Here is a 13,023-nt window from a genome sequence, read left to right on the forward strand (position 1 = left end):
GTTCAGCGAGCTCATGGGAAGCCTTACGAGCAGTTCCGGCAGGAGGTTCAACGTGATGTGCGTCTCGGCGCACGATCACGCACGAAGCTTCCTGGCGTTTGACGGCCTCACGCCTCCGTTCGCAGCATCGCCGCCACTGCGAGTTCGACGCGCGAGGACTTGCCGAGCTTGGCCATGACACGCGACACGTGGGTCTGCGCCGTTCGGCGGGAAACGTACAGTCGCTCGGCGATCTGTGGATTCGAGCAGCCTTCGGCGACCATCGACAGGACGAGTTGCTCCGTCTTCGTCAGAGCGTCCCAACCGGTCGCCGCTTTGGACGGTGCTCTTCGACTTTCGAGCGTGAGCCCTTCGAGCGAAAGCCGTCCCTCCGCCCTGCGGACATCCCAGTCAGCGCCGAGCATGGCATATGTCCGCACGGCTTGGGACATGAGAGTGCCGGCTTGGTTCGGCTGGCCCGCACGGGCTCGAAGCACTGCTTCGTTCTCCTGAGCAAACGCCATGAACAGCGGGCGCCCTGCGGATCGGTAGGCATCGGCGGATTCTGTCAGCAGCGAGCAGTCCGCTTCAGCGAGCCCACGGCAGAGAGCCGCGGTCCCACGCTTGTTCGGGCTGGGCTGGAAGGCGGCGATCTCGCGCGCGGACGCTTCCAGCGCCGCGAGCCGGTCCGTGCGCCCCAGGCAGAAGGCGAGCCGCGCAGCGTCCGGGAAGACGTGGTCGAGCATCAGCACCTCCGTCAGGCGGTCCGAATCCCACAGGAACGACTCGAGCAGCTGGAAAGCACCCGCGGAGTCACCGTCCGCGTCCCGGGCCATGGCCCGTGCCCACCTGTGGAGATACTCGGTATACGAATACGCCCGGAGATCCAGCGGTGCGGTACTGACGAAGTCCGTGTGCTCCGTCCGCTGACCCCTGCGGATGTTGATCATCGCCGCGAGCGCCCGGAGATCAGGCCCGACGTCGAGCGGGTCACTTGCGTCCAGACCGGTCTGGACCGCTGTCTGCGCATCGTCCCAGTTTCCACGCAGGAACTCGAGGTTGGCGATGGCCGACTGGTGCCAGGTCAGGAAGGCTCCCCCAGCACTCTCACTCTGGCGTACACCTTCACGGAAGTCCTCGTACGCCTCGGTCGCCCGATCGAGGTCGGCCAGACAGAATCCACGTGCCATGTGCGGGGAGAGCTGGACATCGGGCTGGGTCTCGCGGCCGCCCAATGCGACGAACGCCTCGTCGACGAGGTCGAGGGCCTCTTCGACGCGTCTCGTGACCAGCAGGACGGCCGCGCGCGTGGTGAGACCGTACGCGGTGGCGTAGGCATCGCCGCTCTGCCGTCCGCCAGTCACTGCGAGGCCGGCAGCGCGCTCGGCCTCGTCCAGCCGAACCATGAGATGCAGCGCCTGTGCCTCAAGGGCGCGGAACCGTGCAGCCTGCGCACGCGAAATGCCCTCCCGTTCCGCTGCTGCGCGTACGACCGCCACCGTCTCCAGCACTCGCCCCTGCTGCAGGACCGCCTGGGCGAGCCACCATCGCACCACCCCCTCCTGTTCGACCGGCAACGGCCGGGCGAGGAGTAGTTGAGCGGCCCGCTCGGCCTCGGGAAGTCGTCCGGCCCACATCAGGGCGCGGACGAGCTCGAAGTCCAGCTCGTCCGACGGCGAGCGGTCCCGTGCGCGGTGCAACAGCTCGACAGCGAGTCTGGGCGCGCGGACCAGAAGCGAGTCCAGCGCGCCGCGCAGCCACTCCACGTCCCGCTCGCTGAGCTGCGAGGTTTCCAGGAGGTGCTCGGCGACGCGCTCGACGGGAGCGTTCATCGCAGCCAGTGCGACACCGATCTGCTGGTGCAGAGCCGTACGGACGGCGTGCGAGTAGCTCTGCACCACGACGCGGCGGATCAGGTCGTGCCGGAATGCCAGCAGACCACCGCGTTCCTCCAACACGCCCGCCGCGATCGCCTCTGCCACTGGCGTCAGCAGCTCGGTCACCGGACGCTGGAGGACGGCGGTCATCTCAGCCGCGCTGAAGGCACGGCCGAGTAGTGCCACGATCTTCAGCATCTCGCGGGTGCCGGCGCTGAGGGACCCGAGCCGTTGGAATATCGCCGCGTTGAGTGGGCCCGGCACCGATGAGTCCCCGCCGTCGACCTCCTCGACGGGACTCCCGGCATCGAAGCCGTCGGCACCGGCCCGTGCCGAGATCAGCTCGATCACGTAGAGGGGATTGCCTGCCGCGCCCGCCACCAGCTCTCGCAGACGGTCCCCCGGACGCACGCCCGTGAGCTCCGCGACCAGCTCGGCGACCTTGTCCTCGTCCAAGGGTCCGAGGGTGACGGTCGGCACCTTGTGCTCTTCCAGGCTCAGCAGGAGTCGGCTGACCGGACCGGGTTCCGGAGCGGGACGGCTGGTCAGCAGGACGAGGAGCGGCAGCTGGTCCAGAGCCCTGGCGAGGCGGTGGATGACGGCCAGACTCGCCGCGTCCGCCCAGTGCACGTCGTCCACCAACAGGGCGACCGGCCCCGCCGAGCACCAGTCGTCCAGCGAGGAGAGGATGGCCTCGGCGATCAGAAACTCCTGACCAGCGGCTCCGGCCAGTGCGCCCACCCGCTCGTCACCTCGCATCAGACTCCGGATCCGTGCAAGACCCGGACGCTCCGCTGTGTCCGTACCAAGGCAGTCACTCAGCGCGGCGAACGGCAGCCAATGATCCATCTCACTGGCCTGCCCACGCAGCACGGAGATCCCGGCCCCGCGGCAGAGGGTCTCGGCCACGTCGAGCATGGCGGACTTCCCGATCCCAGGCTCACCCCGAAGCACCATCGCCCGGCCCTGCCCTGCGGCCACCTGTTGAACCAGCAGATCCAACCGGGCCTGCTCGTCGTCACGGCCGCACAAAGCCGTCGCCATCGATGTCTCCGTTGTCTTCCTGTCATCCGACCATCACGGAGCTCGCCGTGAGCCGCCCCGGCAGGCGATCCCTGCAGCGGCCCGAATATGGCACCCCATCGACGCCCAGTCCCCAGGACGACAAATCGGGTCAGAACGCGCCATGCTACTACTCCCGCGCGTCGCCAAGACGACGCACTCGCGCTACAGCCGGTGAGGTACCTTCTCCGGATGGGAACCAGCAGGTCGGCAGCAACTCTGGTCGGCCGGGCGGCCGAGTCAGCACAGCTCGGTACGGTGTTGTCCACCGCCCTGACTGGTTCCGGCCGAGCAGTGATGGTGTGCGGGGAAGCCGGGATCGGGAAATCCGCGCTTCTGACGGCGTGCGCTGATCAAGCGGAGCGGGCGGGTTTCACGGTGCTCTGGGGCTCGGCGAATGAAATTGAGCAGCAGTTCCCGCTGTGGCCATTTCTGGAGCTGCTCAGGACCGGCAATTCATCCGCCGGCCGGTTGCGCCAGGAGTATCGAGCGGCCGTAGCAGCGCTACGACAGCACAGCGCCGGCGCGATGGCGGATCCGGTACCGGCCGTGGCAGAACGACTGTTTCAGGCAGTGGAGCGCCAATGCGCCAGCGGTCCGGTGCTCTTGGTCCTGGATGACTTTCAGTGGGCGGACGAGATGTCAGCGGCGCTCTGGATACGACTGGCGCGCCAAGCGGAGCAGTTGCCGCTGGTCATGGCAGCGGCTGTGCGCTCCGGCGCCGGCGAGGGTGAAGTGAGCGCCGTCCTTCGCGGATTGGAACGCACTAGCGGCCTGACCATCCGTCTTGGGCCCCTGTCCGACTGCGCGGCGATGGCGCTCGCAGACAACCAGCTGACAGGTCCTGCTGCTCCGTCGCTGGTACGGGAGCTCAGCCGGGCCGGCGGTAATCCCCTGCACCTCACCGAGTTGCTGACGCTGCTCCGTGAGAACGACGCGTTGGCCAAGGGCCCGCACGGGCTCGAAGTCAGGCCGGGACACCGTGGCCTGCCGCTGGGAGCGACGATTGCCGATCGCATCCAGCACCTCTCCGCGGAGCTTCGCGAGGTACTCGGAATCGCGGCTGTGCTGGGGGCCGAGTTCCAGCTCATGGACCTTTCGACCGTCTCAGGCCGGCCGCTGATCGCTCTTCTGCCCCTCGTGGACGAAGCCCTGGCTGCGGCACTGCTCGTTCCCGCGAGCGAGCGGCTGAGCTTTCGGCACCATCTGATCTGGCAGGCATTCGCGGACACCATCCCAGCCACGCTGCGTGGGGTTCTGCACAGGCAGGCGGCCGAGGCGCTCGCCCGGACCGGCGCGCCACGTGAGCAAGTGGCGTCGCAACTGCTCCAAGCCGACGATGCGGGCAGCGATGCGTGGGCGGTCGGTTGGACCGCAGACCATGCCCGGGAGCTGGTCGATCGCTCTCCCGCGGTCGCAGTGGGGTTGCTGGCGCGTGCCGTCACTGCGGGATTGCCGGCAGTGGACCTCACGGCGCTGCGACTGCGTACGGTCGAGGCCCTCGTCTCCTCGGCCAGGCTCGTAGAGGCCGAGGCGCTTGCGCGAGAGGTCCTGGCCGAAGGCTCCATCGAGCCTGACCACGCGGCCGAAGCGTCCTGGCTGCTCGCTCGTGCACTCCACGCGCAGGCCCCGAGCGGCGGCGGCTTGAATGACGCGGCCGAAGTCGTCGCCGCCACCAAGATCGATGGCATGAGCGAGCGGTGCACGGCTCGGCTGCTCGCCGAGAGCGCTTTCCATCTGTTCCGGTCGGGCCGGCCCGGCGAGGCGATCGAAGCAGCCGCCCAGGCCGTGATCAGCGGCGAACGCTCTGGCGAGAGCTTCGCCCTGGCCTACGCACGCTGGATGCAGGCGGTGATAGCTCGGGTCCATGATGACAACCCTGCTGCTGCGCTGGAACTCAGCACACGGGGACTGGCGCTGTGCGCAGACGGTACTCAACCACGGATCGAGCGGTTGATCCGGACCCAACGGGTCATCATCATGGGCGTCCTGGACGAGCTCGTTGAAGCCGAACACGAAATCACGGAGATCCGTCTGGTCAGCGACCGGCTGGCGGTCCCGGACTTGGGGGCGACCACAGCCATCGCCGCTCACCGCTTCAGGAGGGGGCAGTGGGATGACGCCCTGGTCGAGCTTGATCACCTGAATGGGAACGGACACGGACAGGTGGCTGTCCTGTCACGTGGCCTGACCGCGCTGGTGGCTGCCCATCGCGACGACAGGACAACCTCCGAGGCGCAGCTGCGCCTGATGCGCGATCACCGTTTGGAAACTCCGGCCGACCATGAGACCGCACAGTGGTTGCTGATGGCACGCTCCGTCGCTGCCGAACGATCCGGGCTCGCGGATCAGGCGCTTGCGGCGCTGCGTCCCGTCCTCGACCCGCAGATCGCGGCCTTCCTGGCGGACCCCTGCGACTGGCTTCCGATCATTGTGCGGCTGGCTCTGGCAAGCGGCGATCGCGCTACGGCCGAAGCTGCCGCGGCTGTCCGGCCGCCGGGCCCGCCCGAGCCGAGCACCGCCTACCGGCACCACACGGCCGTGCACTGCGCCGGCCTTCTGGCAGGTGACCCTGCCGCACTCGTCACCGCCGCGGACTACTACGCGTCCTCCTCCCGCCCGTTGCGGCAGGCCAACGCGCTGGAGGATGCGGCGGAACTGTTGGCCGCCCAAGGATCGCCGATCGAAGCCAAGCGCCGACTGGACGATGCCGTGGCCGCGTACACGGGTCTTGGTGCAGTCTGGGACGTCCGGCGTGCCCGAGCAAGGCTGCGCGCCCGTGGGATTCGGCAAGGGGCCCGTGGCCCCCGCGTAAGGGCAACCTCCGGCTGGGCCAGCCTGACAGCGACCGAGCTGCGGGTCGCCCACCTGGTCGCCGTCGGCCGGTCCAATCCGGAGATCGCCGCCGAACTGCTGCTTTCCGCCCGCACCGTCCAGAGCCATGTCTCGCGCATCCTGGCCAAGCTCTCGTTCAGGTCAAGGGTGGAGATCGCCGGCGAGGCCGCGAAACGGGGGCTCACCGCAGGGGGGATGACTCCCTGACGGTGTTGGCTCGCGCATCCGTGCCATCGGGGTGTGTCTGCAGGCAGGCCTCGGCAATGGCGAAGTGACGGAGGGCCTCGAAGCCTTCAGGCAGGTCGAGGTGGCCTTCGGCAATTCCTCTGGGACGTTTGGCGACGAGGCGACGTGCGTGGGCGAGGTAGCCCGCCAGGGCCTCCTCACCGTGGCGGGCAGGTGTGTTGGCGTTCCAGTCAGGGCCGTCCAGGGTGTAGAAGCGGAAGTCGGCCAGGCTCAACGGGGCTTCCACCGGGCCGCCCTCGTGACGCCAGAGGCCGGTGCCCGGAGCGAAGCGATAGTCGGGAAGCAGGCGATAGCCGTCCGTGGCTATGAAATCGACCGCCTCGATGATGAAGTCCCGGACGGTGTCGGACATGAAGTACGGAAAGCTGACTCGCGTCCAGCCGGGCTTGATGCCTTCGTGCCCGTGTGTCACGATCTCGTCACGCAGCGCCGCCGAATGGTCTCCGTCGATGTTCAGCAGACGGTGCCCGTACGGGCCGGCGCAGGAGCAGCCGCCGCGGGCCTGGATGCCGAACAGGTCGTTGAGCAGGGCGACCACGAAGTTGTGGTGGAGATAGCGGTCGCCGTGTCGGATCAGGAACGAGACGACTGGCAGGCGTGGCACGTGGGTGGCGCCGAGGATGACGATGTTCGGGTTGTTCTGCCAGCGGGCCAGGACCGCGTTCCAGGATCGCTCCTCCCTGGTGTGGATCAGCTCGGTACCGACCATCTCCTTGACCCCGAAGGCGAGGCCGGCGCGGATCGACTCGACGATGGCTGGAGTGCCGCCTTCTTCCCGGGCGACCACGTCGTCGAGGTAGTACTGGTGCTGGGGGTCGACGAAGGCCACGGTGCCGCCGCCCGGCATGGTGGGTACCCGATTGCGGACGAGGCTCCGCCGAACGATGAGCACTCCCGGAGACTGCGGGCCTCCGACGAACTTGTGGGGCGACAGGAAGACGGCGTCCTTGTGATCGATGCGGCCTGGTGCCGACTCGGTGACACGGATCGGCACGTACGGCCCAGCCGTGGCGAAGTCCCAGAAGGACAGCGCCCCGTGAGCGTGCAACAGGGAGGCGATGCGGTCGGTGTCGGTGAGGATGCCGGTCACATTGGAAGCTGCCGAGAAGCTGCCGATGCGTAGTGGCCGGTCCGCGTAGCGGCCGAGTTGGGTGCGCAGATCGTCCTCGTCGATCTGACCGTTCGAATCCATCTTGATGACCACGACATCGGCGATCGACTCCCGCCAGGGCAGTTCGTTCGAGTGATGTTCGTAGGGGCCGACGAAGACGACCGGCCGCTGGTGCTCTGCGATGGCGTGCGCCGGACCGTGCTGTTCGGCCAGCCCGACCGGGCTCTGCAGCTCCAGAAGGCCGACGAGCTTGTTCACGGCGGCTGTGGTCCCCGAACCGCAGAAGAGCACGACGTGGTCGTCGGTGCCGCCGACCGCGCGGTGGATGAGCTGGCGAGCATCCTCGCGCAAGCGGGATGTCTGCAGCCCGGTGGCGGAGCTCTCCGTATGTGTGTTGGCGTACTGGGGGAGGACCGTCGTGCGGAGCCAGTCCTCGATGAAGTCCAGCGAACGCCCGGAGGCCGTGTAGTCGGCATAGGTGATGCGCCGCGGCCCGTAGGGACCCGGCAGCACGTCGCCGTCACCGATGAGGCCGCGCCGGATCCGGGCCAGCCGCGCCGTGGCAGCGCCCGATTGCGCCTGCGCGTCCGACCGGCCGGAAGCTGCGGACTCTGCCGCTCGTTTCCCGCCCGAGGCGTCCGGGACCGTGGCCGACATGCTTCGGCGGGACTGGCGGAGCAGCCGCAACGGTTTCCTGAGGGTCGCAAGCACAGCATTCTCTTTCGCGGGAGGCTTTGGGAAGGTTTTCGGTCGAAGGTTCACGTGGTCGTGCGATTGCGCACAGTCCGCGCGGCGCCGCGGCGTTCGGCGGTGGTCCTGACGAATGCCGGCTTGCCGGGCAACGACGGTGCGGCGCCGAAGGTCCGGGGTGCCTCGGCGTCAGTCGTGGGAGAACCGGAGGGTCGGCAGGAGCCTGCTGAGCCAGGCCGGAGTCCACCAAGCGGCGCGTCCGGTCAGCCGGAGCAGGACGGGCAGCAGGACCAGGCGGACCAGGGTCGCGTCGAGCAGGACTGCCAGACCCAGGACGATGCCCATCTCCTTGGGGGGCAGCGGGCCGGAGAGCGCGAAGGTGAAGAAGACCGCGACCATCACGGCGGCGGCCGCGAAGACGACCCGGCCCGAGTGTGCCAGGGCGCCGATCACGGCCTCGCGCGGGTTACCGGTGCGTTCGTAGTGCTCCTTGGCCGAGGCGAGGAGGAAGACGGTGTAGTCCATCGCGATCGCGAAGATCATGGCGAAGAAGAAGACCGGTGCCCACCCGTCAAGGAAACCCTGTGCGGTGAACCCGATCAGCCCTGCCCCGTGCCCGTCCTGGAAGACGAGGCGGGCAGCACCGAAGGCGGCCGCCGTGGCGAGCAGGTTGGTGACTGTGCCGATCAGGGCAACCAGCGGCGCCTGCAGCGCAAGCAGGAGCAGGACGAAACCGAGCGCCAGAATGACTCCGACGACCAGCGGGGTCTTGGCGTCCAGGACGGCCTGCAGGTCGAGGTTCTCGACGACGGCGCCACCGACCAGTGCCTGCCCGGGAAGATGCCTGCGCAGTTCGGCAACGGTCGTCTTCAGGGCGGGGTCTGAGGGATCGACGGCTGCAACGGCCTGGACGAGCGCGAAGCCGGACCGGTCGGCCGCGTTCGCCGTCGGCATCACGGCGGCGATCCCCGGGGTGCTCCTGAGGACGGCGACGGCAGCCTCGGCCTGGGCGAGGGGCACCACGATCTGAAGGGCGCCGGGAGCCCCGGCACCGAAGGCCTTCTGGACGGCAACGTAGCCCGTTCGAGCGGAGGAGTCCGTGGGGATGACGGTGATGGACGGCATGGCGGTCCGGAGCCCGACCACCGGAACGGCGAGTGCCAGCAGAACCATCACGGCGGGGACGCCGTACCGCAGCGGGTGTCGCCACAGACGTTCGGCCCAGCCGGCGAAGCGGGGCGAGCCTGCGGCGTCCTGGGGACGGGCGAACGGCAGAGCCGCCGCGTTGACCCGGACTCCGAGGCTTCCGAGAACGGCGGGCAGCAGCGTGAGGGTCGCAGCCAGGACGAACGTGACCGCGATCATGATGCCCAGCGCCATGGACCGAAAGGCGGGTGCCGGGACGAGCAGGACCGCGGAAAGGCTGACCAGGACCGTGGCACCGGACAGCGCGACGGCCTTACCCGCAGTGTCCATGGTTTCGCCGACGGCGCGCCGGGCGTCGCCGTGGCGAGCGAGCGCCCCACGGAACCGTACGACGATGAACAGGGCGTAGTCGATGCCCAGGGCGAGGGCGAACATCATCGCGAAGTTCATCGCCCAGATGGACGTCGGCGTCAGGTGATTGAGCAGCACCAGTGCACCGGCCGAGGCTGCCAGTCCTGCCATGGTCAGCAGCAGCGGGAGCCCGGCGGCGATCAGCGAGCCGAAAGCAAGCACCAGGATTGCGAGGGTCACCGGCCACGACAACATCTCCGACTGCATCATCGCATCGTGGTTGGCGGCGTTGAAGTCGCTCCACAGGACGGACGCGCCTGTGGCGCTCACCTCGATACCCGCCCCGGACAGTGCCCTGAGCGGACCCTTCAGGTCGTCTGCCGCACGGACCATGGCGTTGGTGTCGGCCTTCGCGCCGGCCAACACGACTGCGGTGCGCCCGTCACGACTGATCGTGGCGCCGGGCTGAGGCGATACCACCTCGCCGATTCGCGGGTCGGTCTTCAGAAGCGCTGTCGCCCGGTCGACGACCTGCTGAACGGCGGGGTCGGTCACCGGTCGGTCAGCGGCGATGACGATCTGAAGAGCCGAGGAGGCGTTGCCGTCGAAGTGCTGCTGAGCGAGCTCGCGGACGCGAACCGACTCCGAACCGTTGGCCTGCCAGCCGGCGCCGGCCAGCGAGGAGGTCACCTGCGGGGCGAAGGAGCCGAGCCCGGCGACCACGACGAGCCAGAGCACGCTCACCAGCCGCAGGCGGCCCGCAGCCCAGAGGCCGAGCCGACCCAAAAGGCCTGACGGTTCGCCTTGTTCGGGATGACGGCTCGCCCGCCCGCCCTCCGTCGTACGAGGAGAGGGGTTCGCCCGGCCGTCGTGCGGAACCAGACTGTGATCGGTTTTCGTCATGGGGGACCTCGGTTGATGGCAGCCGGAAGCAGCTGCGGGCAGGCGTAGTTCTTGTCGCGACCTCGGGCGTCCCTGATGTCCAGTGGCACCGGACGCATCGCGTCGGCTACTTGACCAGCTGGTGCTCTCGCAGGGTCGACCGAAGCGAGCGGAGCGCGTAGTGGCACCGGGATTTGACGGTGCCGGGGGGCACACCGAGGATCTCGGCGGCGGCGTTGACGGAATGCTCCTCGAAGTAGATCTGGGTTACCACGGCGCGATGCTGATCGCTCAAGGACGCCAGCGCCGAGCGAACCGACCAGCTCGTCAGGAGCAGGTCGATCTCGTTTGCGGCCGCGCTCTCGTTGAAGACCATGTCGAGGTCGTCGGAGCCGACCTCGACAGGTCTGTGCCTGCGTGAGCGCAGGTGGTCGATGAGCAGGTTCCTGGCCACCCGGTAGAGCCACGGCAGTGCCGATTGGCGGTCGGCGGACAGGATCTCAGGATGGTGCAACGCCCGTAGAAAGGTCTCCTGCGTGAGGTCCTCGGCCAGCTGCGGATCCCCGAACGTTCGCTTGGCGAGGTAGGACAGGACCGCAGTGCGGTGCATGGCGCTCAGCCTGCGGAACTGGACCTCGGACATCCGGCCATGGTCGGTCGGGGAGTCGTTCACCGGAGTCGGCCCGCTCGTAATGAGCGTTCTCATGCGCATCCTTGCGAGTTCGATGAGGGACAGCTGTGCCGGTCGGGCCGACCATCGAAGTTTGCAGGGATGGAAAGAAGGGAACATCCGCCGACTAAGCACGTTTGGACAGCCCGTCGGCGGGCGGGTTGGGACGCGTAGTCAGCGGTCCGACTCGAAACCGGTCACGGTGGCAGCGCTACTCAAGACCGACGGATGACAAACAGGGGAACGCCACTCCCGGTCGGCGTGAGCCGAGCGTTGCAGCACGTGTCGACCTCCCTCGGGCGAGCCCCTGACCTGCAGATATGTGGCAGACGGCGGATATCTCACACGCGAAGGCGGCTGAAACGGGCGGCTGAATCCCGTTGAGTGCGGCGGGGCGGCTCTCCGCCGGGATGCTGCCCCCGCTGTCGGCGGCAGGCACAGGCCCGCGAGCCGGCCCTCGTAGCGGTTTCCGATCTTGTCGGCAATGCCTCCGGACGGTGGCATGCGAGGGCCGCGGCTCTCTCGGTCGGTGAGGCGCCCACAACCCCGGCTGCCTGCTCCGGATCGGTGAGGACGTGTCGTCAGGGCAGTCGCCAGTCCACGGGCTGCGCGCCCTGCTTGACCAGCAGGTCGTTCGCCCGGCTGAACGGCCGGGAGCCGAAGAACCCGCGGTGAGGGGACATCGGGCTCGGCTGAGCCGACTCGATCGCCGGCACCTGCCCGAGCAGCGGGCGCAGGTTGCGAGCGTCGCGGCCCCAGAGGATCGCCACCAGCGGGCCGCCCCGGGCGCACCAGAGCGCGGATCGCCTGCTCGGTGACCTCCTCCCAACCCTTGCCCCGGTGCGCTGTCGGCTTGCCGGGCGTGGTGGTGAGCAGCAGCACCCCCTGCGGGGTCCAGGGGGTGAGGTCACCGTTGCTGGGCGGCGGACACCCGAGGTCCTGGCCCATCTCCCGGTAGATGTTGACCAGCCTGCCAGGAAGGTTCCGCACCTGCGGGTCGACCGCGAGGCTCAAACCAATCGCCATCCCCGGAGTGGGTACGGATCCTGACCAACCAGCAGGACCCGCACCTCGTCGAACGGCTGCTGGAACGCCCGCAGAATATTCGCCCCGACAGGCAGGTACGTCCGCCCCGCGGCAACCTCCGCACGCACTATCCGGATCCACCTGCGGCTGGCAGAGCTGATCGCCACCCGCGACGCCCAGGCCGAGCAGGTGGCTCGCGAAATGCTCAGCCACACCGTGACCGCCATGACCTACGCCGCCACCGACCAGGAGCAGAAGGTGGCCTCGTGATAGCCACCGTCCTCTACGCGGTACCCGTGTTCCTCCTGCTGCTGATCCTCGAAGTGATGTCCTACCACTTCCTGCCCGACGACGAACGTGGCTACGAGGCCCGCGACACCGCCACCAGCCTGTCCATGGGCATCGGAAGCCTGCGCGGGGCTACGGACCGGCAGTGGAAACGGCCGAGCTAGGGCAGTCGCCAGTCCACGGGCTGGCTGCCCTGCTTGACCAGCAGGTCGTTCGCGCGGCTGAACGGCCGGGAGCCGAAGAAGCCGTAGCTCGCCGACATCGGGCTCGGGTGCGCCGACTCGACCGCCGGCACCTGCCCCAGCAGCGGGCGCAGGTTGCGGGCGTCCCGGCCCCACAGGATCGCCACCAGCGGGCCGCCCCGGGCCACCAGGGCGCGGATCGCCTGCTCGGTGACCTCTTCCCAGCCCTTGCCCCGGTGCGCCGCCGGCTTACCGGGCGCCGTCGTCAGCGCCCGGTTCAGCAGCAGCACGCCCTGCTGCGTCCACGGCGTCAGGTCCCCGTTGCCGGGCGGCGGGCAGCCGAGGTCCTCGCCCATCTCCCGGTAGATGTTGATCAGACTGCCGGGCAGCGGCCGCACCTCGGGCGCCACCGAGAAGCTCAGGCCCACCGCGTGACCGGGCGTCGGGTACGGGTCCTGACCGACGATCAGTACCCGGACGTCGGCGAACGGCTGCTGGAACGCCCGCAGCACGTTCGGCCCGGCCGGCAGGTACGTCCGGCCTGCGGCGATCTCCGCGCGCAGGAAGTCACCCATGGCGGCGATCCGCCCGGCCACTGGTGCCAGGGCCTCGGCCCAGCCGGGTTCGACGATCTCATGCAACGGACGCGGTGCCATGAAGTCACCCTATCGGCCCAGG

7 protein-coding genes and 1 pseudogene are annotated in these 13,023 nt (G+C 68.7%); 2 read left to right on the forward strand and 6 right to left on the reverse strand.

Annotation, left to right across the window (positions count from 1 at the left end; genetic code table 11):
• Positions 1 to 107: 107 nt before the first annotated feature.
• The gene (locus E6W39_RS13180; protein ID WP_141633715.1) at positions 108 to 2,900 is read right to left on the reverse strand and encodes an ATP-binding protein; all 2,793 of its coding nucleotides are present in this window, start codon (positions 2,898 to 2,900) and stop codon (positions 108 to 110) included.
• Positions 2,901 to 3,110: 210 nt separating this feature from the next.
• Between E6W39_RS13180 and E6W39_RS43490 the strand changes: the two genes are divergently transcribed.
• A complete protein-coding gene (locus E6W39_RS43490; RefSeq protein ID WP_181799254.1) occupies positions 3,111 to 5,960 on the forward strand; it encodes an ATP-binding protein in 2,850 nt (949 codons plus the stop codon).
• On the opposite strand, the gene E6W39_RS13190 is transcribed toward E6W39_RS43490, so the two are convergent.
• The 4 genes and pseudogenes from E6W39_RS13190 to E6W39_RS13205 form a co-directional block, all read right to left on the reverse strand.
• Positions 5,935 to 7,767: an aminotransferase class V-fold PLP-dependent enzyme gene (locus tag E6W39_RS13190; RefSeq protein ID WP_141633717.1), complete on the reverse strand. Its 1,833-nt coding sequence runs from the start codon at positions 7,765 to 7,767 to the stop codon at positions 5,935 to 5,937. The genes E6W39_RS43490 and E6W39_RS13190 overlap by 26 nt on opposite strands.
• Positions 7,768 to 7,989: 222 nt before the next feature.
• Entirely contained in the window at positions 7,990 to 10,041 is a 2,052-nt protein-coding gene (locus E6W39_RS13195; protein ID WP_228718133.1) for an MMPL family transporter, read from the reverse strand.
• Positions 10,042 to 10,306: 265 nt separating this feature from the next.
• Positions 10,307 to 10,822, reverse strand: coding sequence for a sigma-70 family RNA polymerase sigma factor (locus E6W39_RS13200; RefSeq protein ID WP_141633719.1), 516 nt, complete (start codon positions 10,820 to 10,822; stop codon positions 10,307 to 10,309).
• Between the two features lie 608 nt (positions 10,823 to 11,430).
• Positions 11,431 to 12,003: pseudogene (locus tag E6W39_RS13205) on the reverse strand (uracil-DNA glycosylase); the annotation flags it as partial.
• Between the two features lie 138 nt (positions 12,004 to 12,141).
• Between E6W39_RS13205 and E6W39_RS13210 the strand changes: the two are divergent.
• Positions 12,142 to 12,327 (forward strand): hypothetical protein, encoded by a 186-nt coding sequence (locus tag E6W39_RS13210; protein WP_220140212.1) that lies wholly within the window; start codon positions 12,142 to 12,144, stop codon positions 12,325 to 12,327.
• On the opposite strand, the gene E6W39_RS13215 is transcribed toward E6W39_RS13210, so the two are convergent.
• Positions 12,324 to 13,001: a uracil-DNA glycosylase gene (locus E6W39_RS13215; protein ID WP_141633720.1), complete on the reverse strand. Its 678-nt coding sequence runs from the start codon at positions 12,999 to 13,001 to the stop codon at positions 12,324 to 12,326. The two genes, E6W39_RS13210 and E6W39_RS13215, sit on opposite strands and share 4 nt — an antisense overlap.
• Positions 13,002 to 13,023 lie beyond the last annotated feature (22 nt).

The organism is Kitasatospora acidiphila (assembly GCF_006636205.1).
Taxonomy (GTDB): Bacteria; Actinomycetota; Actinomycetes; order Streptomycetales; family Streptomycetaceae; genus Kitasatospora; species Kitasatospora acidiphila.